Here is a 25,207-nt window from a genome sequence, read left to right on the forward strand (position 1 = left end):
AAGGTATCCTAACACTTTTATTCACGTTATTTTGCTTTTATTATTAAATCGTCCTATCTTCTTATAACGGTTACCCTATTTTATTATAAAACTGCAACTTTACTACGTGGGTCGTGCGTTGTTCTCTCATCTTTTCACAATAATCTACACTCTTATGAGCAAAATAATTTGTACACTTTACAAAGCAAGAGACTTCACATGAACTAGTCTACGATAGAAAACGTAGAAGAGCTAGCGAAAAATAAAATGGTAAAAAAATAAGCTGACATATTTAAACTATTGCTATCTCGTATTATAAGCCAAATAGGACATAACTATCTCTCCCATTTTACTTACAAGACATCGCAAAGTGACAACTTTACCATAAAAAAGAGCAGCGAGTGCTACTCTTCATTTACCTATTAGGTTCAAAAATATTTTGCACAAGTATAAGCTAACCTGATTCTCTATGATGTAGGCTTCCTTTTTTGTTTAGCTTTATCTGACTTTAACATAATAACGTTAAATGGCATTACTTTCTCTTGTGGCTCCTTCTCCGTGAATGAGTCGCTATTAAGCGCAGGCGCTTCTATTATATTAACGTCTTGATTTTTTGGCTCTTGTAATGGTGGTTTAATGACTTCTACAACTTCATGTTTGTTTCTTTCTTTTGGTACTTTGACAATAGGCTCTTCTCGCAAAATAGTAGGTGTAGCTAGTTCTTCATCTGTCACATGCCGGTTTGCGATTGGCTCTGTGTCTAACTTTATTTTACGTACAGGTTTAGGCTCAACATATAACGCATCATTTTGTTGCGTTTGCATACGCTGTGCTATTTTTTCACTCATTGGTGATGGTTTGATAAAGCCGTGTACAGGCGACGGTACATCTTCTGCCTTGAACGGAATTTTATGAGAAGGGGGTGATATTGGTAGATCTTCTTTCTCTACAATTGGCTCTATTCGCATATTTTGACGTTTTTTCAACGGTTGACGTTGGGTAAATGTTGAGTCATCAAAACGCTGATATACCTTTTTAGAGCGTGCTGCTAATAATTCATGAAGTTTTGGTTGGTCCATCTCACAAATATCATCTTCTCGCAGACCTGGTATCTCTTGCTTGTCTTGTTGCCAACCTTCAATATTAAACACACGTCCCTCATTTTCATATGTGGACTCTTGTTCTGTTGTTAGCGTTAAATTTGTTTCATCGTCTGGAATCAGTGGGAAGGAGAAATTTTCACGCTTATCTTCTGTTGGCTCTGACTTAGGTTGTGGGGGGCTTGTCGTTTTATCCCCGTGCTCTTTGTCTTCTGTAGCAAATATTTTATTCACTTGCTTTTTAAACCAATTCATCGCTTTCACTCTTTCCTTACCTTGTCATACAAGTCTTTTTATTTAACACATACTCCTTTCAAGGATAACATAATTTTATACGTATTTCTTCGATAAACATGCCTATTCTCCACGTTTTTCAACAAAAAAAGTACCTAGAAAGGAATGCTTTCTAGATACCCTTTATTCATTATTGTTCAAACGCTTGCCCAATCACTGCGCGCTCGTCTAACACTAAAATACCTTTTTCTGAAGGTGCGTTTGGAATAGCTAACTCCTTAGCTGAACAAATCATGCCAAAGGAATCAACACCACGTAAATTGCCTTGCTTAATTAATAAACCTGAAGGCATTACAGCGCCAATTTTAGCTACAACGACTTTTTGACCTGCGTCAACATTAGGTGCACCACATACAATTTGTAATGTTTCTTCACCTATATTAACCATGCAAATATTTAATTTATCTGCATTAGGGTGTTTTTCTTTTGTCTCAACATACCCCACAACAAATTTAGGTGAGAAGTCAACAGCTAAATCAACACTCACTTCGTTATCCTGTAATGCCTTTTCTATATCCGCTACTAAAGTGGGCGTTAATTCCACAATACCTTGTGCTGTTGTTGTAACATATTGACTGGCATTAAAGAGGTTAAATGCTTTTATTTCTCCTGTTGCGGCTTCTTTTAAGAGGGCAACATCTCCTGTTTTTTCTACAACTGTTTTTACAATCGGTTCTGTGGCAAGTTGTACTAATAATACGTCGCCCACATGTGCTTTATTATAAGCTACATTCATGATTCATGATTCTCCTTGTCTACTTTGTTTTTCGCTAAAATAAAGATAGGCTCTAATGCGCCATCTTCATAAATGAACGATAATGAGGTAATAGGCACCATACCTACTGTGAAGTAATGCATCGTTAACTGTGCTAATACATCATAACCTGTTTCATTACGTATATCACCAATAATTAAAACATCTTGATGCGGAACTGACAAGGTCATATCACCAGTAATGTGTTGACGCATCTCCTGTAAGAAGCTGTCATTTAAAATGCGACTTGCATCGTAACCATCATTTTGATTAATAAAGTAAAAAACATTACCTGCTACTTCATCACGTTTTGTAGTAGTGGATAACCCTTGAACAGTAAAGCGCGCTGCTTCTTTAACTTGTGTTGTTGTCATTTGTAGCGATGTAAGCATACGTTCGTCTATTAATCGATAGGTTGTGCCTAAATCTAAAGCGTAAAAAATACGTGTTTCTGCTGTATGTTCAGTTGTAATAAATGGCTCACCTTCTTTTGAACTCGTTGGAAATGAAGTGGCCCTAATCACTGGATAAATAGTTGGAGCATGAGAAAACCCCTGTTGTTGTTCACTTTGCATCGCTTGGAAAGTTTGTTTTACAGTGTATACTACTTCTTCTATTGCAGCTTCCTGTTTTTCATTATATTTGGCTACAACTTGACTCACTTGAATGGTCATACCTTGTTGTAACGTTGTATGTTGTAAACGCAATTGTTCTTTTTCTTGATCGAACGCATACGTAAAATCGACTGAACCGAGTCGTTTCTGTAATTGTTTAACAATATCTTGTGCTTTCATATGTCAGCCTCCTACTCTCTTGCTAAGTGTATGCAACAGACGCTTAAGTTGCAATTACTTAGCGTTGATTATAGCGATATTGTCCAACCAATAATGTAATAATATGTTCAAACATCGCTTGACGTGATACTAAACCATCCGTAAAAATACCAATTGCACCTTGATTCTGTCTAATATCAGATTGAGCAGCATAACGCTCCATTACAGGGCCCAATTCCTCTCCTGCTAAAATACATTGAGCGACTTCTATAGGTAAAGGCAATTGTGCACCTGCTGCTGTAAAACTTTGCCCATCGGCTGTCACAAGTGCTGCCCAGTTACAAATGTATAATTGATCTTCTAATACTGTGACGCCACCTTCTAAACCAAATGCTATATGAGCATCGGTTAATGTCAATGCATGCTGTGCTCGGTTAATGGCACCTTGCCTCGTCTCTTCATTAGACATAGGTTGGTCACTCACTAAAGAATGAGCTTTTACAGGTGTAAAAATAGCATCTAAACATTGCGACTGCATCACCATTTTGACAGCATTCACTTTTGCTTTATTCATTGTACCAATAGCTATGTTCATTATTTCCCCTCCTATGTAGAGATAAAAGAAACCACTGGAGTGAGCGGTTTCTTTTCTTTAATCCTATTAACTATTCGTTAAAATTGTATTGATTGTAGAGCGGTCTGTTGCTTCCACTAATTTTACTAATAGCTCTTTAGCAGCTGCATAATCCTCTACATGCATAACAGAAGCAGACGTATGAATGTATCTTGAGCAAATACCAATAACAGCACTTGGCACGCCTTCTAGTGACATGTGCACACGGCCAGCATCTGTACCACCTTGTGATACAAAGTATTGATAAGGGATTTGATGTGTTTCCGCCATATCAAGAATAAATTCTCTCATGCCGCGATGCGTCACCATTGAACGGTCTAAAATACGCAACAACGTCCCTTGTCCCAATTGACCAAATTCTGTTTTATTGCCATTAGCATCATTAGCAGGTGATGCATCTAGTGCAAAAAATATATCAGGTTTAATCATATTTACAGCTGTTTGAGCACCGCGTAATCCCACTTCCTCTTGCACAGTAGCACCTGTATAAAGATGGCTCGCTAATGATTGATGTTGCACAGCTTTTGCTAAATCTAATGCTAAACCACAACCGTAACGATTATCCCAAGCTTTAGCCATAATTTTTTTCGGATTTGCCATTGGTGTAAATGGACAAACAGGAATAATGGATTGGCCTGGGCGAATGCCAAGTTCAAGTGCATGGTCTTTACTATCTGCCCCTACATCAATTAGCATATTGCTAATCTCCATTGGTTTACTGCGCTCTGCTTCTGTTAATAAATGCGGTGGAATAGAAGCAATAACACCAGGTATTTTGCCGTTTTTAGAAAATACATCGACACGTTGTGCTAGCATTACTTGATTCCACCAGCCACCTAATGGCTGGAAGCGTATCATGCCATTATCTGTTACAGAAGTAACCATAAAAGCCACTTCATCCATATGTCCTGCCGCCATAATAGTTGGTGCATCTACTTCTTTACTTTGACGCACCCCAAAAATACTCCCTAAATTATCTTGTACGGTATGATCTGTATATTTTTCTAATTCACTGCGCATAAATGCACGCATTGCCCCTTCATCACCAGGTGCTCCTGGTAATTCTGTTAACGTTTTAAACATTTCTAATGTTGTTTGATCCAAAGTTGCCCACTCCTTTATTATAAAAATACATTTAATATTGTAACATAAGTATTTAGGTGTTATGAATTGGCATGCTATGGTAAACTATAGATATTAGTAAAAAGGAGGCTATTTTTTATGAAATTTCGTGATTTTTTAATCGGGGTTGCTACAGGTTTAGCTGCAGCAGTTATTATTAAAGAAGCAACTGAGCGTGTGTCACCGTACAAACCAGCAAACAAAGTATTAGAGGACATTAAGAGCGAGTTTAAAAACGTGGCACCAATTGACGGCTCATGGATTTACATGAAAACAGAGGACTTTTCAAATGGCGTAGCGACGGTTCCTGTTTATCGCGGGGGGATTTCTCGCATTGTAGATGGCGAGACTGAAACATTTGAATTTGCTGCAGATGCACGTTCAGGTGTAGTAGTAGATTTACAAAAAATTTAATGATATTGATGAAACGTTCCATCAAAAAAATGATGAGAACGTTTTTTCATTATAATAATTTGACGATAAAAAAAGAGTTGTACGAGTAATGAACAAATGTGTCCTTTACTCAACAACTCTATCTACTAGCTACTTTGGGAGCCCAAGTTGTCCCATTCACTATTTTAAAACTTTAATTGTAACTGTTTTTCTACCCCATTGATATGCACGTGCTTTATTTGGAATAAATACATCTATTTTATTCCCTTTGATCGCACCGCCTGTATCACCTGCGATAGCCTCTCCGTAACCTTCAACCCATACTTTAGAGCCTAATTTAATGACGCGTGGGTCAACAGCGATTACTTTTAAGTAAGGGTTAGCACGTAAGTTAATGCCTGTTGCTGTAATGCCTGAACAACCTGCGCAATACGCTGTGTATGCTGTTGCTGTCACACGCATTTCTTTCGCTACATTACTTTCTTCTTTTGGTGGTTCTGGTTTTGGTGCTGGTGGTTCTTCTAACACTTGTAGTGTTTGGTTTGGATAGACAATGGATAACTTCATATTATTAAGGTTTTTAATTTTCTCTACTGAAGTACCATACTGTTTTGAAATCGAATATAGCGTTTCGCCACGTTGTACAGTGTGTGTTTGTGCATCTGCAACTGCAGCATAAATTCCTGCTGTAAGTGCTAGAGCACCTAAAAGAGTTAATAGCTTTTTCAACATTACGTTTTTCTCCTCCAATTTCTGATTGTACGTCTGTTTTCTAGCTGATACCTACTTTACCGAAGTTATATTACAGATACATTACAGAAATATATTAACTACGTAACAAAGTATTACTAAAACGCTTTATGTTACTCATTAAAAGAAAGCGGTTACAACGTTGATAATATCGCTTTAGCGTTTATTCAGCTGTAATTTCTTTGTCATATTATAATTTTTATTACCTATTTTATTCCACATAAATGGATTTTATTTACTTATGTATTCAAAAACTTATCCCTTAACCAAAAAAACGCCACTGAAAAATCTCAGTGCCGTTTTAGATACTATGTTCTTTTATTAAAATTGAATTGTAGCTTCTCTACCACGTTTCACTTCATCAACTACTTGTTTGCCTGTTGAATCCCATTTAATCATGCGATAATAAGCATCATGGTAAAAACTAAACCAATATCGCTCAGCAAGAGCCTCTTTCATTAGCTTCTCTTTAGCAAACACAGATGTCATTGGATAATCGTCGTAGGCTAACACCCATAATGGATTTTGATGGGCATGCGTTGGCATAATATCGCCCATATGCAATATTGTCTCATTGTTTTGAGTAAGTTTAATAATAGCATGACCTTCACTATGTCCACCTGTATGCACCATCTCAATGCCAGGCAACACTTCTATACGTTCTTGAAAGGTAACTACTTGGCTTACAATAGGTTCCCAGTTCTCTTTCCAATACGTATTGCGTGAACGAATATTAGGTGAGCGCATCTCATCCCACTCAATTTGATTCACTATGATTTTAGCATTGGGAAATGCAGATACTAATTGCTCACCATGCCATTCCGTTAATCCTCCTGCATGGTCAAAATGCAAATGTGTCATTAAAATATAATCCACATCATTTGGCTCAATATGACAAGCAGTTAAACTTGCTTGTAGTGACGACTCTTCAATAACACCGAAGTTGCGCAGTTGTTTTTCATTTAATTTGTTAAAGCCGACACCTGTGTCGATGAGTAAATTTTTCCCTTGGTATTGTAATAAAATTGGTTCTGTCGGTAATTCGATTTGATTATTAGCATTGACTGGATATTTACGCGACCACAATGGTTTTGGTACAACACCAAACATCGCTCCCCCGTCGAGACTTGTTACGCCACCATTTAACCATGTTAATGTCATATCGTGAAATGTAAATTGATCCATTCCCCTTCCCCCTTTTACGAATATTACGCTTTTGTTTGAAACTTAGCTTCTAATCGATAAATGGGTTGTCCTTTAGCTGAAAATCTCTCTTCATACTCTGTCATCACATTATCAACTGGCATATTAACATGTAGGTCGAGTGATACATCTTTTAACAACATGCCATAAGCGGAGATACTCATCAGCGAGTATTCAAAAAGACCTCTATTATCCGTTTTAAAATGGACTTCCCCTTCATCTACTAGAATAGATTCATATAATTTCAAAAATCCTTCATGCGTTAAGCGACGCTTTGCATGGCGCACTTTAGGCCAAGGATCTGAGAAATTCAGATAAACTTGTGCAACATCACCTTTTTCAAAATACGTTAAAAGGTCAGCACCATTTACTTTTAACAGGCGGAGATTGGCTGGTGTGTTTGCAGCAATTGCCTTTTCTAATGCGCAAACCATCACACTATCGTATAATTCGATGCCAATATAATTAATATCAGGATTTTGTAGCGCCATCCCTGTTACAAATTGTCCTTTACCTGTACCCACCTCAATATGCAGGGGGTTATCGTTACCAAATACGGCTTGCCATTTACCAATATGTTCCTCAGGATTGGGAATAACAACATTTGGGTGACTTGCAATAAAGTCCGTTGCCCAAGGTTTATTTCTTAATCTCACAACTATTTCCTCTTTTCTTAAAGATGTTTAAATTGTACAACATTTCATTATAAAAATATCGTTTTTGCAGAATTTTATTATGAAATAGCAGTATAGTCCTTCTATATATGATGGTTAGCTGTAAATCGTACACTTTGCCAACAACGCGGCTTTATTTGACCACTGATTGTGGCATCCACTGATTGATTTGCTAGCTTTTCGCCGTCAACATGTGCAGGTGCGTCTCCTTGTGTAATTGTTATTGCCATTGTTGTGGCTTGCATAATACTTACCTCTTTAAAAAACGTATGCCATCCTATAAAAACCGAACTAAACACCAATAATAACTTCAATCGTGACACTTTGTTTACAACAACTACTTGTAAATAACCATCATGGGGTACAGCCTGTGGCGCCACCTTCATACCACCACCAAAATAAGGTTGATTACATAGCGCAATAAACCATATGTCTTTGTAATGTATTGTTTTGCCATCGCTTGTAATCGTAGCTGAAAATGTTTTGTAATGTAACAAAGCACGAATTACCGCAAAAAAATAAAGAAAGCGCCCAATACGTAAATGGTTAAATAGACGTTTCCATTTTGATTGATTGACTAAGGTAGCTACATATGCGTCAAAACCTAAGCCTGCATTATTAACAAAACAATGCACTTCATCATCGACTTGCATTACACCACTATCAAAGGTATGAATTGTAGGCTGTACTTGTTGCATAAATTGTTCAATCTCATGTGCGTGATGAAAGGTTGGAAAGGCGCGTGCAAAATCATTACCCGACCCAGCAGGTACATAACCAATAATGATATTTTTAGCGTGTAATGCACCTTGTACAATCTCGTGCATCGTCCCATCACCACCCACGCCTATAATAAGATAGGGGCGATTAGATTGTGCTAACTGTTTAGTGATTACCGTAGCATCTCCTTCAGCCCTCGTGTTGTGTACTTGATAAGAGACTGTAAGTGTACGCTGTAGCTGTCGCCATATTCGTTTTGCCTTCCCCGCCTTAGGATTGACGATGAAAAACAACTCCATCTATTAGTCCTCGCTTTCCTCTTCATCCCAAATATTGCGATTAAAGGACGTAACTTGTGTTTGTGATAATAAAGCTTGTGCTGCTCTCATCTGCATATGTTTCATAGGAGATGCTGCTCGTTGTAATTGTTCAAACCATTCATGAAATGAGCGTTTATCTACTAATTTCGTATTAAATGGCACGCCAGGATAATCAAAATAACCATTTGGCGATAATAAGATTTTTTTTATAGGTAGGGTAATACCTTCTTGTTTGAGAATTTGCTCTACAATAGACTCTGTACGTTGTAAATTAATCATAGGGTTTAACATGCGGGTATCTCGCTTCCCCACTTTCTTTGTCCAAAAGCGATCGCCATCCGCTACATATACCGCTTGGTCTTCATTAGCGAGCTTAGTAATACATAAACACTCTGTTGGCGTCATAATAATAATATCTAGCTCTATAGGTGCTTTTTTAATTTGCACAATAGGATAATAAAAGACCAAATACGTATCTGGCAAACTTAACAATACTTTACGCAGAAACGCATCACGCAAAAATTTAGGGTCTACATACGATTTTTCACGCAAGGTAGAACTTGCCCACTTTAATTGGAAGTGAAAGAATTGATTCATGAACATCTGTCTTAATTCTTTTACACTTTGCGGGGCATAGACAATTTTAGGATTAAATGTAAGTGTTGTTGCCTCATCTGGTATTTCATCCTCACTCGCTAATAGCTCTTCATCACCTTCTACAGGTTCTTCTATTATTTTCTCTCCTTTTTGGCGTTTAAATAAACGCGTAAGGAAAGACGAGCGCTGTTCCTCTTCCTCCTCTTCATGCTCCCACGTTGCTACTGTCTCACCTTGTTCCCATTCTCTTTTTGTGCGTTCCCATTGATTTTGTTTTAAGCGTACAAATTGAGTAGGGTATCTTGCTAGGTCAATTTGATAACGCGACGTATAATCTTGTATTTTTACGAGTTGTGCCATTCATTGCCACACCTTTCTCTTTACTATGTCTTATTTTACATGAGCCCTTTACTTTTTAATATGTATAAGACAAAGAAACCGCTCACTTGCACGCGGTTTCTCGCCTATTATTCTCTCCAATTAATGCAGTGCAGCAATACGTTGGGCAAAGCTAGCTTGCAAACGGCGTGTGTAGTCACCTACAATACCATCATTAATCTTATGTTCGTCCACCTGTACAATCGGTGTTACTTCAGAAGTTGTAGATGACACAATTAGCTCGTCCATGGCTAAAAGTTCTTCCACTGTAAATGCTTCTTCTTTTACAGGTAGACCAATCTCATGAGCACATTGGATAATTACGCGACGTGTGATGCCATTTAAAATAAAATGATTAGCTGGATGTGTATATAAGACACCATCTTTAATGCCTAATACATTAGAAGCAGCACATTCTGTCACGATACCATCTCGGTGTAATACCGCTTCATAACAGCCTTTTTCTGCTGCTGCTTGTTTAGCAAGTACTGCACCTAACAAACTGATAGATTTAATATCACAATGTAACCAACGCGTATCTTCCATGATTGTCACTTTAACGCCTTTTTCAAAATTCTCCACTGGGCGTTCTTTAAATGTAATATTACCCGTAACAACCGCTTCCACACCAGGCTCTGGGAATAAATGATTACGTGGTGCAGCACCTCTTGTTACTTGAACGTACACATGCCCTGTCGTTAACTCATTTGCCTCTACTAAATCATGTAACATTTTATGCATAACATCTTTTGTATAAGGGATGACTAAATGAATTTTTTCAGCACTCTCATATAGGCGGTCGATATGTTCTTTAATAGTGAATAGTTGACCGTCATACGCTTTAATCACTTCATACACACCATCACCTAATTGATAACCTCTATCCTCTTGTGAAATCACTACTTCTTCTTGTTTAACAATGTTGCCGTTCCATAATACATACATACGCTTACCTCTTTTCTTTAATTTGTGGCTAACGCTACAATAGCCTCTGCATAAATTGCGGCTGCCTTAATCACATTATCAATCACTACAAATTCATCTGCTTGATGCATCACATCTGGCTCTCCTGGAAATAACATACCATAAGCCACACATGCTACATTCTCCCCTTTTTCTGCCATAGCACGTGCATATGTGCCACCACCTGTTGATAATAAAGGTGTTGTTTGGTCGCCAGAATACTTGCGATAGATACGCTCTAACGTTTTCACCAACGGAGCATCTGCCTCTACATAGTGAGGGGGCGAATTACTTACGATATCAAAAGCAAATGACAAGGCATGGATTTTAGCTTGTGCACCTGCTAATCTCTCTGCAAATGGATATGTGACACTGTAGCGCATACTAACTTGAATTTCTGCTTTATTATGCGCAAAATGAATAATACCAGGATTTAATGTTGTGTGCCCGGATGCTTCGTCTTCATATGCTAAACCTAGCGCTGTACCGTAACAATCTTTGCCAAATGCTGTCACCATAAATGATGTAAAGTTGCGGCTAGCTGGTTCTTGCATATAAGGGTGTAAAAATTCTGCTAATTTAATCGCTGCATTAATCCCGTTATGAGGCTCCATCGCATGTGCCGATTTGCCTTTCAGTGTAAACGTAGTTACACCATCTTTTGTTTCCACTGTTCCTGTTAAAGCTTGGTCTTGTAAAAATTGATGATATGCTTGCTCACTATGTTGTAAATGATGCACTTGTGCAGTTGCTAATTCGGGTACCATATTAGTACGATGCCCCGCTTTAAAGGTAATAATCTGTTCTTTTCCCTCTGCTTGACTCGTGAATAATAAATCTGCAATGCCTTTTTCAGCATTGATTAACGGAAAATCAGCATCGGGTGCAAAACCGATACTTGGCAACTCTTCTGTAGCAAAGTAACGGTCTACACAACGAAAACCTGATTCCTCATCCGTGCCAATAATCATGCGCACACGTTTATTTAATGGAATATTAGCATCCTTAATCATTTTCATTGCTAGCCATGCAGCCATTGTAGGTCCCTTATCATCAATGGCACCTCGTCCAAATAATTTACCATCTTCAATCACGCCTTCAAATGGCGGGTATGTCCATGTTGATTCATCACCTGCTGGTACTACATCGACATGACAAAGTATACCAACAAGTTCATCACCATGCCCCATCTCAATATGCCCTGCCATTTCATCTATATTTTTTACTGTCATACCTTGTGCCTCACCACGTGCTAATAACCAATGTAATGCTTCATTAGGCCCTTTACCAAATGGCTGCTGGGCTGTTGCCTCTTGCTCATTCAATACACTCTCAATACGAATTAATTGCTGTAAATCGTCAATTAATTCTCCTTGTCGTGCAGTTGCTTGTGCTAACCAATCCAATTTGTCTACCTCCTCTAGTTGTCGTTATAGCTATTTTACTCTTTATCATTGAAATTACAATCGCATGTACTAACAAAATGGTTCACTTTTTAGACAAAATGTTTATCTTTTAAAAAAAGCGTGAAATAGTACTGTGAAGGCTTTTTACTTCACAGGTAAAAATAAGTGGCGGCTGTTAGTTGTTAAATATTTATTAGCCTATTGTAAAAAATGGTTGTAACACTAGCACTTCTTTTAAATCTTTTATATAATGGAGTTGTCAGAATTCATCTGACAATAAAACAATAGGAAAAGGGGATGTCTAAGGCAACTTATGATATAACCTTGTGTATTCCACACAACATTCAGTGTCGTCCGCTAGTCTTTGCCAAGAGAATTAAGATGAAGGAGTGGTTCCATATATGAAACCAACTACTGATCGAATGCTTAATCGTATTAAAGATGTGTATTTATTTATCCTAGATAGAGGAACAGTCACTACACAAGATTTAGTCGACGAGTTTAGTATCACTCCTCGCACCGTTCAACGAGATTTGAACGTGTTAGCCTTTAACGATTTGGTACAAAGCCCAAGTCGAGGCAAATGGACAACGACGAGTAAGAAAGTTAAGATTCCGTCATAATTAACAAAAGAGTGGCCTTTTCGTCGGGGCCATTCTTTACTGAAAAAAGCATCTGCAAAAGATAGTGAAACTTGCTACCTTTTACAAATGCTTTTTATTTTGCTTGTAAATCTTCTAGTTCTTGTGCTGTTAACTCACGATACTCACCTAACGCCAAGGACTCATCTAACTGTAAGCTCCCCATAGAGAGGCGTTTCAAATAAATCACTTTTTTATTTACAGCTTCAAACATTCGCTTCACTTGATGAAATTTCCCTTCATGAATGACTAATTCAATCTGGGATACTTCACCTGATGTGAGAATCGTTAATTGAGCAGGCTTTGTCGTATAACCATCATCTAAAGTAACCCCATAAGCAAAAGCAGTAATATCTTTATCTGTCACTATCCCTTCGATATGTGCATAGTAACGTTTAGGCACGTGCTTTTTAGGTGACAATAAATTATGACTCAATTGCCCATCATTCGTTACTAATAATAAACCCTCCGTGTCTTTATCTAGGCGCCCCACGGGAAATGGTTTAAAATGTTGTAATTCAAAGTCCAATAAATCAATTACTGTTGTATCACGTAAATCCTCAGTTGCTGAAACCACACCTGGTGGCTTATGTAGCATCACATAAACAAACTCTCTATACACGATACGCTCACCTAACACAGCAACCTCTTGTTTATTCACATCAATATGCTGAGCAGCATTTTTTGCTACCTCACCATCAATCGTCACAACTTTATCTTTTAATAATTGCTTTACTTCTTTACGTGTACCATAACCTGTATGGGCAAGCAATTTATCCAATCTCATCTCATACACCCCTTACAAACCAAATTTAGCTGCAATACGCATAACACGCTCACCTAATATCTTTTGTGCTAAACCTAATTTTAATGATAAGAAAGCGTAAGCTAACGCCCCTATTGGCGCACACACTACCACATATAACAACGCTAATAATTTAGTATCTGCTGGGCCAATCACTAATGATAATAACCATTTAGCTGCTAAAACAACACATGCCATTACCGCTGTCACACCTGCAATTAACATAATACGTCTAAACACCATAGTAGAGCGATAGTTCAAAGCAATACTTAATACCGTAATATTGATAGCAATAGCTACGCCATAACCAATTGCTGTAGCTAAAATCGAACCATCTGCCTCAAACAACTTAATAAGTGGAATATTTAATGCTAACTTAAAGAAAATACCTGTCAATAAGCTAAAAACAACCCATTTTTGATAGTTAATTCCTTGTAATAAGGCTGCTGTAATAGCAAATAGAGCAAATAAAATGGCAATTGGTGCATAGTGCATTAAAATAGTTGAACCTTCGACACTTTCTGAATAAAATGTAAAATAAATTTCATATGATAATGTCATAATGCCCACACAAGCAGGCAACATAATAAACATAATGATTTGGAATGTCTTATCAATCGTATAACGTAATGAGACTTGTGCATTTTGTGTAAAATACTTTGTAATGGTAGGAATGAGTGCCATAGATAAGCCTGATGCTACCATAACAGGGATCATTACAATCTTATTAGATAAGAAGTTAATCATTGAAAAATACTTATCTGTCACATTAGCCAAGCCAATCGATGTCATCGCGCTGTTGAATGTTAACATATCAACCAATTGGAAAATAGGGTCAGCTACACCGACAAAAGCAAATGGGATAGAATATGTGAGAATTTCTTTAAACATAGATGTTGTAGAGACATCACTTGTAATACCATTTGCTCGCAAATCATTAAACTCTGGCAAATATTTACGCCAGTAGTGTAATAACACAAGCATGGATGCAATCGCACCAACAAATGCAGCAAATACAGCCATACCAATAGCTGTTTCAACTTTACCATCTAACAAAACAATAATAATGAACGAACTTGTTAATAAAAAGGCAACTCGCACAACCTGTTCAACAAATTGAGAAACAGACGTCGGAATCATAATGCCATACCCTTGGAAAAAACCACGCCATAAACTCATAAAAGGTACAACAATTAAGGCAAAGCTTAACCAGCGAATCACCATGGCAATTTGTGCTACTGTAAACACTTGGTCATCACTTTTTATGACCATACTTGCAATTGGTGTGGCTAAACTAAATAATGCGATAAAAGCAATAATACCAGTAGCGAGCATAATCATTAAGCCCGACTTCATTAACCTACGCCCTGTATCATAATCATTTAATGTATTATATTTTGATACAAACTTTGCAACTGCATTCGGAGCTCCGGAGATGGCTAATGTCAACATGATGGAGTAAGGAATATATGCATACGTATAAAGTGCAACATTTTCTTCACCAATGATTGCGTAAAAAGGAAAAATATAAATTAAGCCTAATGCTTTAGAGAGGAACAAACCAATGGTTAATATCGCTGTTCCTTTCATTAAACTATTTGAGGACATGAAGCAGCCACCCATTCTTTTCAAATTAACGTAATGTACGATAACACACTACTAAACGAACCTAAAGTATAGTTTACCCTTGAACTAACATTTACTCAATTGCTTTCTTTAAGAAAAATTCATTTTAATGTTATGATAATTGAGCAATATTAGCGAAAAGAAAACAAGTAGTCATCTTATATGGTAAGCTTATTATCTTCTATAACCACGTCTTACTAGAGACGAAAGGTGATTAAATTTGTTGCGGAAAATAGGAAGTGAAAATATGTATGATTGTATTATTGTCGGTGGCGGTACAGCCGGCTTAATGGCAGCTGTTGCAGCGGCAGAACAACAAAAAAAAGTTTTACTCATAGAAAAAGGTAAAAAATTAGGACAAAAACTGGCCATCTCAGGTGGTGGTAGATGCAATGTCACTAACCGATTACCTATCGAAGAGATCATTAAAAATATTCCTGGGAATGGTCGCTTTTTATATGGACCTTTTAGTATTTATAACAATGAAGATTTAATTCAGTTTTTTGAATCCAATGGTGTAGCGCTAAAAGAGGAAGACCACGGTCGCATGTTCCCTGTCTCTAATCGTGCGCAAGATGTTGTAAATGTGTTATTACATGCATTAGAACGACAAAATGTTACTATAAAATTACAGACACCTGTCACAAAACTCATTATGAATGAGGAGCGTGTACTAGGTGTTAGGACAACACAAGGTGATTTTTTAGCGCACTCCGTTATTATTGCGGTAGGTGGTAAAGCCGTACCACATACAGGCTCAACAGGTGATGGCTATGCATGGGCAGAGCGTGCAGGTCATACAATTACAACATTATTCCCAACAGAAGTACCACTCGTTTCACAAGAAAGCTTTATTCAAAATAAAGAGTTGCAAGGTTTGGCACTGCGAGATGTGAACGTGAGTGTACTCAATAAAAAAGGCAAAGCAATTATTACTCATAAGATGGATATGTTATTTACTCACTTTGGCGTAAGTGGCCCTGCTATTTTACGCTGTAGTCAATTTGTTGTGAAAGAACAAATGAAGACACAACAACCTGTAACGCTAGCGATTCAAACATTAGACATGAATACGCATGAAGCCACTCAACTTTTGCAAAAGCTCACAAAAGACGCACCTAAAAGAGCGATTAAAAACACATTAAAAGGGCTTGTACCTGAACGTTGGCTACTCTTTTTATTACAGCAAGCCTCCATTGATGGTAATAAAAATGGCGCAGACCTCTCACACTTACAAATCCAAGCATTAGCTGTATCCTTAACGCATTTTACAATGCTTGTACATGATACACTACCAATGGAAAAAGCTTTTGTTACAGGTGGTGGTATCTCCACAAAAGAGATCGAACCTAAAACAATGGCGAGTCGTAAAAAGCAAGGTCTTTACTTTTGTGGCGAAATTTTAGATATTCATGGTTATACAGGTGGTTATAATATTACCGCTGCGCTTGTTACTGGTAGAATTGCTGGTATGAGTGCTGTGTCAAATTTGTAAATAACTTGTGTGTTATGACAGATTCTCACGGATTCATGCAAATAAAATTGACAGTGTTGTGTAACTGTTATAATTTATTAGTAGTTCATACTTTTTGTTATATAACAAAAAAAGTGCGAAGCTTACATATGTAAGCCTCGCACTTTTCTATACATGTGAAATATCATCTGTCGTTTGTGAAGCTAGACTGCGTTTTTCACGTGTAATATCTACTTTCAATGCAATGGCAACAGCGAGTGCGATTGCCACAAGCCCAACAAAAATATAGAACACAGGTACATAACTATTTGTGCTTGATTTAACAAAAGTTACAATCATAGGCCCAAATATGCCACCTAATGACCAAGTCGTTAGTAAATAACCGTGAATGGCTCCTAGTTGCTTTGTACCAAACATGTCACCTGCAAACGCTGGTAGATTAGAGAATCCACCACCATAAAAGCTTACAACAAGGAAAATAAAGAGTTGGAATAAGACCGTGTTAGTCGTCATTGGTAATGAGATAAAGATAATAAGTTCGGCAACAAAGAATAAAATAAAGACGTTAGCGCGTCCTACATAATCTGATACTGCTGCCCAAACTAAACGGCCACCACCGTTAAAGATTCCCATAATCCCTACCATTGTTGCTGCACCTGCTACTGATAAACCAGCAATCTCTTGTGCCATAGGTGAAGCAACCGAGATCATCATAATTCCGGCTGTTACGCTAATGAGATGCATTGTCCAAAGCATCCAAAAGCGCTTCGTTTTAACAGCCTCTCTTGCAGACAACTGTGCTAAATCGCCAGTTGTTTTTTCTTTTTTACCTTTAACTAATGCTTCCATACCAGCCACTGTATATTCACGTGGCGGCGGTGCAATATATGAAGCACCCAACATCATTAAAATAAAATAACTAGAACCTAAAATAAAATATGTTGTTGAGATGCTAAAGTTATTCATCAATGCTACAGCTACTGGTGCTGTAATTAAGGCGCCTGAACCAAAGCCTAGCACTGCCATTCCTGTCGCTAAGCCTCGACGATCTGGGAACCACTTAATTAATGTAGATACTGGTGCAATATAGCCAATCCCCATACCTAAGCCACTGAGTACACCATAAGTGAGCCAATATAATGTTACAGAATCTAATAAAATGGCTACACCTGCTCCCGCTTGCCCTAAGCCAAATAATATGGCGGCTAACATAGCAGAACGACGCGGCCCTTGTTTCTCAACAAAGTTACCAAACAACGCTGCTGCAAAGCCTGCTAACCCCATCATAATTGTAAACGCTACTGTAATTTTTGAATCACTCCACCCCATCTGTTCTGCGATTGGCATTTTATATACACTGTATGCATATGCTGCACCAATAGATAGGTGGATTGCTATTGCAGATAATGCAATTAACCATCTGTTTTTATTCATATCTTCTCTTTCAACCCCCATCTTGCTATTTGTGAATACTTTATGAACGGCTATGAGTTAAAAGATACCACTTGTTTTTATACAATTGCAAGCTATTTTTTAGACTATTTATTATTTTCATTCGAAGTCATTTATTATATAACAATTGCAAAAAAAGCATTTTTTTCTTTATAAAACGCTTTTTATCTTGATTTATAAAAATAGATTACTATTATCTAAAGTATATAATCCACCGTTCATTATTATAGCGCCATAAATATTGTTTTTTAGTTTTTTTGTTCCTGTAAGTTATATTTATATACTTAGAGCAGAAAAATTCAACATTTTATAAATATACTTTCATCTTTTTTAAGCTAGGATACTTTGTAGTAATAGATAGGGTGAAAATGAACATAGCACTTGTTGTATAACAACCCGTTTTATTTATGTTCTTTCTTCCAAATCACATAAAAAAACGCTAACCTTTTTTCTCGGTTAGCGTTGATTTTTATATGCTATTTCATTTTCTTAGGCCAAAAACTCCATTTTCCTAAAATCACAAGTAATGCTGGAATGACAATTGTACGTACTAAAAACGTATCAATTAATACACCAATAAATACAGCAAAGCCAAATACACGTAAATCTAAAACAGGTTGTGTCATTAATACAGCAAAAGTGGCTGCTAGTATTAATCCTGCAGAAGAGATAACCCCTCCTGTTTTGCCAACGCCTTCTAAAACGGCTGTTTTCAGGTCATGTGTACGTTGTTCTTCTCTAATGCGTGCCATTAACATAATACTATAATCCACGCCTAATGCTACAAGAAAGACAAAAGCATATAATGGTGTACGATAACTTAAACCGCTATAGCCTAATACATCTTGAAATACTATCACGGTAATGCCTAATGCTGCACCAAAAGATAATAAAATAGTCGCCATCATATATATTGGTGCAATCATAGAACGTGTTTGAATGCCAAGCATAATCCCGATGAGTACAATCATAATGGCACCAACACGCCATAAATCCGCTTCACTCGTAGCCCGAATATCTGCTTGTTCAGCAGTCTCGCCTGCATAATATAACGTAGCACCTTGCATGGATGCTTCTTTTACAATAGCTTGCTCCCGTTGCTGCATATCTTCAAGCAAATCAAATGTGACTTCATCATATGGGTTATCTTTGAATAACAATGTAAGCTTAGCAAAATGGTTGTCTACTTGTGAGATACTTGTCCCTTGTGCTGTAACACTTTGTACACCCGTTTGTTTAGCTAACACTTTCACTAATTGTTGAACATTTTGCTCTGTCAGCGCTTCTTTATGCTCCACCACTACTGTAGTTGGTGCAATGTCACCTTTTGAAAAGGCCTTTTCTAATTGTTGGTACCCTTGGATAGATGACATCTCTTCTGGAAAAGAATCTAATAAATTAAACGTATATTTCATGGTGGAAATTTGTGTTGAACATATGATGAGAATAACAATTACAGGTAACATGGCACGCCATGGTTTAGCAATCACAAAGCGCGCAATCTTATGCCAAATCCCTTCTTTGTGTCCCGTTTTCTTTTTATGTGGGTTAAATGGCCAGAAGGCTTTAGCCCCTGCAATCTCAAATAATGCGGGCAGTAATGTAAGACCTGCCATTAAGATAATAATGACTGCCACAGCGAATACAGGTGCAAATACACGATAAATTTCAAATACAGCAAAGAATAACGTTAACATCCCTAGCAAAATTGTACTACCACTAAAAACAATGGGTTCTCGTACATGCTTCATCGCCTTTTTCATAGCTAAAGTAGGTGATGGTTCGCTCATCAATTCTTCTCTGAAGCGTGAAAAAATAAGTAAAGAGTAATCTGTAATGACAGCAAATAATAAAATTAACATAATGGATAATGCTTGCCCATCAATGGTTAATAATTGTGCTTCACCTGCCAAACCAATTACACGGTCCACCACCATATAAACAATGCCTGCACCAACGAGTGGAATGAATGCAAGTAATGGTGAACGATAAATAATAATGAGAAGAATTAAAATCACAAAGACTGTACTAACCATTAATACAACATCTGCTTTTGTAAACATCTCATAAGCATCGCCAGCTATAGCTACTGGACCTGTAAAATAAGTGTCTACAGTTGGTAATGCTTGTTCGGCTTGTTGTGCCATCTTGTTAATTGCTTGCTTGGCTACCTTACCTTCAATCTCTCCTGTTATGGTAATAGGCACAAAGAAAGTTTGTTTGTCTTTTGAAGTAAATGCTTCTAGTGCTTGTGGTGGCATTTGAGCTAATGGTAATACTTTAGCCTCTAATGTAGTCGTTTCCACCATATGATCTAACATAGCAATCGCTTCATTGTATTGCATTTTTGTAAAAGGCTCGTCGCTGTGCATAACCACAAATAGTGGTGCCCCTTCTGAAGTAGGAAAATATGTTTTAATATATTGTTTAGCTTCTATAGATTGAGCTTCATCTGGCAACCCACCATTTTTAGCATTTGTGCTCACTTCTTTTGCTGTAGGTGCTACTATACTTAAGACCACCATTGCAATTAGCCATAAGCTTACTGTAATGAGTGCCCATTTTTTTGTTTTAAAAAAGTTCATGTTGCCTTCCCCCTGTCGTTTAATAACTACAGTTTAGGTTAGCAACATGAACTTTAAATGAACTCTATCTAACGCCAAGATGAACTAGTTAAATTTTTTCCGCATAAAATATCGATGTTCGTTTTGACCAAATTCATGCAGACGCTCTTCTTCAATCTTAAATCCTGTTTTTTTGTATAATCGTATCGCTGCCTCATTTTTGATATCCACAGTAAGTACAACTGATGTAAATGATTCTTGTTGTAAAAATTGTAGGACAGCGTTAAAAAATTGACTGCCTAAACCTTTCCCTTGGTAATCTGAACGTACATAATAGCCAAAAATATAAGCACATGTGGCATCTTCATAATCACGTATTACTTGTGCTACTGCAAGCGGACGCTCATCCTTTGTACTGGTATACCAAAGTAGCCGTCCATAACGGGCAATGGGGACAAAAGTTTGTTCATCCACAGCACCAAATTGAGGAAAGGCATCCTGTTCTAAGGCTCGCATCATCTGTTGTTGTGATGGTGTTAATTTGTTGACAACTTGCAAAGTATACATAAGTATCTCTCCTTCTTACAAAAAAGACAAAGTCATTCGTACCTGACTTTGCCTTCCACCTTGTTTTATTTAATAACGATATTAACTAATTTACCCGGAATAGCAATTAATTTAACTAATGTTTTACCTGCCATTTGTTCTTGTACCTTAGCATCTTCAAGTGCTACTTTCTCAAGTGCTTCTTTTGTGATATCTTTTGCTACTTTAATTTTAGCACGTACTTTCCCATTAATTTGTACAACCATTTCGATTTCGTTATCTTCTAACTTACGCTCGTCAAATGTTGGCCATGGCTCATACGTTAGTGATTCCTTATGCCCTAAATGTTGCCATATTTCTTCTGCAATATGTGGAGCAACAGGTGATAATAATAAAACAATACCTTCTGCATACTTTGTTGGGATACGCTCTACTTTATTGGCTTCATTTACAAATACCATTAATTGTGAAATAGCTGTATTATTACGCATATGTTCGTAATCATCTGTTACCTTCTTAACCGTTTGGTGATACACTTTTTCAAGTTCTCCACCTTCTTCACCATGCACTTTAGCATTCAATGTACCTTCTTCGTTCATAAACAAACGCCATACACGGTCTAAGAAGCGACGAGCGCCATCTACACCATTTGTTGTCCATTCTTTTGACGCATCTAAAGGCCCCATAAACATTTCGTATAAACGTAAGGTGTCAGCACCATGTGAAGCGACGATATCATCAGGATTGATGACATTACCTAACGATTTAGACATTTTCACATGTCCTTCACCTAAAATCATACCTTGGTTAAATAATTTTTGGAAAGGCTCTTTTGTTGGTACAACACCTAAATCGTATAATACTTTATGCCAGAAACGTGCGTATAACAAGTGAAGTACTGCATGCTCTGCACCACCTACATAAATATCCACAGGCAGCCAACGTTTAGCTAATTCTGGGTCAATAATCATCTCGTCATTAGTAGGGTCAATGTAACGTAAGTAATACCAACAGCTACCTGCCCATTGCGGCATTGTATTTGTTTCTCGACGACCTTTCATACCTGTTTCAGGGTCTACTACATTAATCCACTCTGTAATATTGGCAAGTGGTGACTCTCCTGTACCTGATGGTTTGATATTCGTTGTTTTTGGTAGTTCTAATGGTAATTGATCTTCCGGAACGGTTGTCATTGTGCCATCTTCCCAATGAATAACTGGGATTGGCTCACCCCAATAGCGTTGGCGTGAGAATAACCAATCGCGCAAACGATAGGAAATTTTCTTTTCTCCAACTTTATTTTCTTCCAACCAGGCAATAGCCTGACTAATGGCTTCGTCTTTACCTAAACCATCTAAGAAACCAGAGTTAATATGGCTGCCATCACCTGTAAAGGCCTCTTCTTCAATATTACCACCTTCTAATACAGGCACGATGTCTAAATGAAATTCTTTAGCAAACTCATAGTCACGCTCATCATGTGCTGGTACCGCCATAATAGCCCCTGTACCATAAGAAACTAATACATAATCTGCAATCCAAATTGGCATTTTTTCACCATTGATTGGGTTAATAGCATACGCTCCTGTGAATACACCTGTTTTTTCTTTTGCTAAGTCTGTACGTTCTAAATCTGACTTTGTTTTTACTTTATCTAAGTATGTTGTGACAGCGGCTTGTTGCTCAGGTGTTGTAATTGCTTGTACTAATTTATGTTCAGGTGCTAACACAGCATAAGTGGCACCGAATAATGTATCTGGTCGTGTTGTAAATACTGTGAAGTCATAGTCTGTATTCTCTACTTTAAAAGTGACATTTGCCCCCTCTGAACGACCAATCCAGTTACGTTGCATCTCTTTTAAGCTCTCAGGCCAGTCTAATTCATCTAAATCTTCAATTAAACGATCCGCATATTCTGTAATTTTTAACACCCATTGACGCATTGGACGGCGCTCAACAGGGTGATTGCCACGCTCAGACAAGCCGTCAATTACTTCTTCATTTGATAGGACAGTACCTAATGCTGGGCACCAGTTTACTGCTACCTCATCGACATAGGCCAATCCCTTTTTATACAATTGGATGAAAATCCATTGTGTCCATTTATAATATTTAGGATCCGTTGTATTGATTTCACGATCCCAATCGTATGAGAAACCTAAATCATTCATTTGACGTTTGAATGTTGCAATGTTTTTAGCCGTAAACTCTGCTGGGTCATTACCTGTATCAATGGCATATTGTTCAGCTGGCAAACCAAAGGCATCCCACCCCATAGGGTGTAAAACATTATAGCCTTGTTTACGCTTAAACTGACTTAACATATCTGTTGCAATATAGCCTAATGGATGCCCGACATGTAAACCTGCACCTGATGGATACGGGAACATATCTAATGCGTAAAACTTAGGCTTTGATGGGTCGTTTTCTGTTTTGAACGTCTTATTGTCCGCCCAATACTTTTGCCATTTCTTCTCAATTTGTTCATGATTGTAACTCAATTTTTTTCCTCCTTTAATACACTGCTTGATTAAGATGTAAAAAAAATCGCCCCTTTCTTAAAAGAAAGGGACGAGAGATAATAAACTCCCGCGGTACCACCCAAATTAGTGACCACACTCAGCTTACATCTTTATCGCAGACTTACGGCATTAATTACTACTACTTCGTTAATGCTAGCTCCAAGGCGAGTTCAATAATAGTTACTTATCAACTTTCACCAACCGTTGACTCTCTGCAAAGTACACATTATTTACTAGTCCTTTTCCTCGCTATATTTTCGTTATGCATTCATTCTAATCGAGAAAAGTTAAGAGTGCAACTTATTTTGTAGTAGCTACTTGTTTTTTAAGCGGTCGGTCATATAACACACTCGGAATGATGGCCAATGCTAACACACCTACCATAAAAGTAATCATCAGCGTGAAACTGTAAGTCTCAACAAGAATACCACCAAGTAATGGACCAATCATACGTCCTGTTGTTGCCGCACTATTTACTATACCTTGATAGAAACCTTGCTTCCCTTTAGGTGCTAGACGATTCGCAATAAGAGGTACTGCTGGCCAAAAGAACATCTCACCTAATGTCAACACAACCATAGCAATAGCAAACATTGTAAAGTCTTCTGCATAACGCACAATAACAAAAGATACTAAGACAATAGCAATACCAAATACAAGTTGATGCTTTACTTTATTTTCCCAACGTCTTACTAGAGGCGCAATAAGAGGTTGCCCTAATACAATGAGTAATCCGTTGATTGTCCATAACAAACTATATTCTTTTAACGTTAAACCAAGCTGCTGTGTATAAGAGGAAATTGTAGCACTCCATTGTGAATATGCTAACCATACTAACATCATGGATACACAAACCGTCAACAAGGCATAAAGTGAAGCTCTATTATGGATCGGCTGGCTCTCAGATAATACAGAACGTGGCTTTTCACTATCTTCACCATCAACTAACCCTTTGTAAGTTGTAAGAGCAATGACAAAGAAAATCAGGAACATCACCAAATTAATCACAAATAAGTAATTAAAACTATAACTCGCTACAATACCAGCTAAAGCCGGTCCTACTGCCACACCAACATTTTGGGACAAATAAATCGCATTAAATGCACGCCTACCACCTTCTGGCCAGGCTGCGCCCGCCATAGCAAACATGCTCGGGAAAACAATCCCATTACTAAAACCTAATAAAGTTAAGAACCAAATGTATTGTGGCCAACCATGCCATAACGTCAAACAACCTATTGATATAATCGTACAGGTAATCCCTATCATGATGGCACGATACCCACCTAAACGGTCAAATAAAAAACCACCGACTAAGTTTCCAATAACGCCAGCAGCTGAATTCAATGTAAGGGCTACACCTGCAATTACAAGTGATTTCCCTAAATGATCATGAATATAAATCGCATTTAATGGCCATAAAAAAGAGCCACCTGTGTTATTAACAAGCATGCCAATAATTAAAAACCACATTTTTTTAGGCAAACTCTTGCGCCTCCCTTCTCCATCTCAATTCA

General features: G+C 37.6%; 22 protein-coding genes and 1 other annotated feature. Of the genes, 3 read left to right on the forward strand and 19 right to left on the reverse strand.

The features are described from left to right. Positions 1–446: 446 nt before the first annotated feature. The 5 genes from IEW44_RS13015 to IEW44_RS13035 all read right to left on the reverse strand — a co-directional run bounded on the left by IEW44_RS13015 (position 447) and on the right by IEW44_RS13035 (position 4,638). A complete protein-coding gene (locus IEW44_RS13015; RefSeq protein WP_188615492.1) occupies positions 447–1,334 on the reverse strand; it encodes a hypothetical protein in 888 nt (295 codons plus the stop codon). Positions 1,335–1,503: 169 nt separating this feature from the next. After that, a complete protein-coding gene (gene ytpR, locus IEW44_RS13020) occupies positions 1,504–2,109 on the reverse strand; it encodes a YtpR family tRNA-binding protein (RefSeq protein ID WP_188615493.1) in 606 nt (201 codons plus the stop codon). Continuing rightward, positions 2,106–2,921 carry a DUF1444 domain-containing protein gene (locus IEW44_RS13025; RefSeq protein WP_188615494.1) on the reverse strand — a complete coding sequence of 272 codons (816 nt, stop codon included), beginning with the start codon at positions 2,919–2,921 and terminating at the stop codon, positions 2,106–2,108. The genes ytpR and IEW44_RS13025 overlap by 4 nt, the downstream gene beginning before the upstream one ends. 58 nt (positions 2,922–2,979) lie before the next feature. Then, positions 2,980–3,495: a DUF84 family protein gene (locus IEW44_RS13030; protein WP_188615495.1), complete on the reverse strand. Its 516-nt coding sequence runs from the start codon at positions 3,493–3,495 to the stop codon at positions 2,980–2,982. A gap of 66 nt (positions 3,496–3,561) precedes the next feature. Then, positions 3,562–4,638 (reverse strand): M42 family metallopeptidase, encoded by a 1,077-nt coding sequence (locus IEW44_RS13035; RefSeq protein ID WP_188615496.1) that lies wholly within the window; start codon positions 4,636–4,638, stop codon positions 3,562–3,564. 117 nt (positions 4,639–4,755) lie between these two features. On the opposite strand from IEW44_RS13035, the gene IEW44_RS13040 reads away from it, so the two are divergent. After that, positions 4,756–5,070, forward strand: a complete 315-nt coding sequence (locus tag IEW44_RS13040) for a hypothetical protein (RefSeq protein WP_188615497.1) — start codon at positions 4,756–4,758, stop codon at positions 5,068–5,070. Between the two features lie 159 nt (positions 5,071–5,229). Here IEW44_RS13040 and IEW44_RS13045 read toward each other — a convergent pair whose 3' ends face one another. The 7 genes from IEW44_RS13045 to pepV all read right to left on the reverse strand — a co-directional run bounded on the left by IEW44_RS13045 (position 5,230) and on the right by pepV (position 12,060). Then, positions 5,230–5,781, reverse strand: a complete 552-nt coding sequence (locus IEW44_RS13045) for a 3D domain-containing protein (protein WP_188615498.1) — start codon at positions 5,779–5,781, stop codon at positions 5,230–5,232. A 339-nt stretch (positions 5,782–6,120) separates the two neighbouring features. After that, on the reverse strand, positions 6,121–6,984 hold the full coding sequence (locus tag IEW44_RS13050; RefSeq protein WP_188615499.1) for a YtnP family quorum-quenching lactonase: 864 nt from the start codon (positions 6,982–6,984) through the stop codon (positions 6,121–6,123). 23 nt (positions 6,985–7,007) lie between these two features. Then, positions 7,008–7,658 carry a tRNA (guanosine(46)-N7)-methyltransferase TrmB gene (gene trmB / locus IEW44_RS13055; RefSeq protein WP_188615500.1) on the reverse strand — a complete coding sequence of 217 codons (651 nt, stop codon included), beginning with the start codon at positions 7,656–7,658 and terminating at the stop codon, positions 7,008–7,010. 101 nt (positions 7,659–7,759) lie between these two features. Continuing rightward, complete coding sequence (locus IEW44_RS13060) at positions 7,760–8,695, reverse strand: diacylglycerol/lipid kinase family protein (protein WP_188615501.1); 936 nt, start codon at positions 8,693–8,695, stop codon at positions 7,760–7,762. Between the two features lie 3 nt (positions 8,696–8,698). Next, on the reverse strand, positions 8,699–9,673 hold the full coding sequence (locus tag IEW44_RS13065; protein WP_188615502.1) for a nuclease-related domain-containing protein: 975 nt from the start codon (positions 9,671–9,673) through the stop codon (positions 8,699–8,701). A gap of 120 nt (positions 9,674–9,793) precedes the next feature. Then, on the reverse strand, positions 9,794–10,636 hold the full coding sequence (gene dat / locus IEW44_RS13070) for a D-amino-acid transaminase (protein ID WP_188615503.1): 843 nt from the start codon (positions 10,634–10,636) through the stop codon (positions 9,794–9,796). Between the two features lie 17 nt (positions 10,637–10,653). Beyond that, positions 10,654–12,060 carry a dipeptidase PepV gene (pepV, locus tag IEW44_RS13075; protein WP_188615504.1) on the reverse strand — a complete coding sequence of 469 codons (1,407 nt, stop codon included), beginning with the start codon at positions 12,058–12,060 and terminating at the stop codon, positions 10,654–10,656. 401 nt (positions 12,061–12,461) lie between these two features. On the opposite strand from pepV, the gene IEW44_RS13080 reads away from it, so the two are divergent. Next, entirely contained in the window at positions 12,462–12,683 is a 222-nt protein-coding gene (locus tag IEW44_RS13080) for a DeoR family transcriptional regulator (RefSeq protein ID WP_188615505.1), read from the forward strand. Between the two features lie 94 nt (positions 12,684–12,777). Here the strand turns inward: IEW44_RS13080 and IEW44_RS13085 are convergent, their stop codons facing one another. Further along, on the reverse strand, positions 12,778–13,488 hold the full coding sequence (locus IEW44_RS13085) for a pseudouridine synthase (protein WP_188615506.1): 711 nt from the start codon (positions 13,486–13,488) through the stop codon (positions 12,778–12,780). Positions 13,489–13,500: 12 nt separating this feature from the next. Next, positions 13,501–15,114, reverse strand: coding sequence for a putative polysaccharide biosynthesis protein (locus tag IEW44_RS13090; protein WP_229704245.1), 1,614 nt, complete (start codon positions 15,112–15,114; stop codon positions 13,501–13,503). A 265-nt stretch (positions 15,115–15,379) separates the two neighbouring features. Between IEW44_RS13090 and IEW44_RS13095 the strand changes: the two genes are divergently transcribed. Beyond that, a complete protein-coding gene (locus tag IEW44_RS13095; protein WP_188615508.1) occupies positions 15,380–16,627 on the forward strand; it encodes a BaiN/RdsA family NAD(P)/FAD-dependent oxidoreductase in 1,248 nt (415 codons plus the stop codon). 147 nt (positions 16,628–16,774) lie between these two features. Here IEW44_RS13095 and IEW44_RS13100 read toward each other — a convergent pair whose 3' ends face one another. The 5 genes from IEW44_RS13100 to IEW44_RS13120 all read right to left on the reverse strand — a co-directional run bounded on the left by IEW44_RS13100 (position 16,775) and on the right by IEW44_RS13120 (position 25,175). Continuing rightward, positions 16,775–18,040 (reverse strand): L-lactate MFS transporter, encoded by a 1,266-nt coding sequence (locus IEW44_RS13100; RefSeq protein WP_188615509.1) that lies wholly within the window; start codon positions 18,038–18,040, stop codon positions 16,775–16,777. Positions 18,041–18,534: 494 nt separating this feature from the next. Continuing rightward, positions 18,535–20,643: an MMPL family transporter gene (locus tag IEW44_RS13105; protein ID WP_188615510.1), complete on the reverse strand. Its 2,109-nt coding sequence runs from the start codon at positions 20,641–20,643 to the stop codon at positions 18,535–18,537. Positions 20,644–20,727: 84 nt separating this feature from the next. Next, positions 20,728–21,189: a GNAT family N-acetyltransferase gene (locus tag IEW44_RS13110; RefSeq protein ID WP_188615511.1), complete on the reverse strand. Its 462-nt coding sequence runs from the start codon at positions 21,187–21,189 to the stop codon at positions 20,728–20,730. 65 nt (positions 21,190–21,254) lie between these two features. Further along, positions 21,255–23,669, reverse strand: coding sequence for a leucine--tRNA ligase (gene leuS / locus IEW44_RS13115; RefSeq protein ID WP_188615512.1), 2,415 nt, complete (start codon positions 23,667–23,669; stop codon positions 21,255–21,257). A 63-nt stretch (positions 23,670–23,732) separates the two neighbouring features. Further along, positions 23,733–23,946 (reverse strand) — a binding site (T-box leader). 44 nt (positions 23,947–23,990) lie between these two features. Beyond that, a complete protein-coding gene (locus IEW44_RS13120; protein ID WP_188615513.1) occupies positions 23,991–25,175 on the reverse strand; it encodes an MDR family MFS transporter in 1,185 nt (394 codons plus the stop codon). Between the last annotated feature and the right edge of the window lie 32 nt (positions 25,176–25,207).

This window comes from Lysinibacillus alkalisoli (assembly GCF_014643595.1).
In the GTDB taxonomy this organism is placed as follows: domain Bacteria; phylum Bacillota; class Bacilli; order Bacillales_A; family Planococcaceae; genus Metalysinibacillus; species Metalysinibacillus alkalisoli.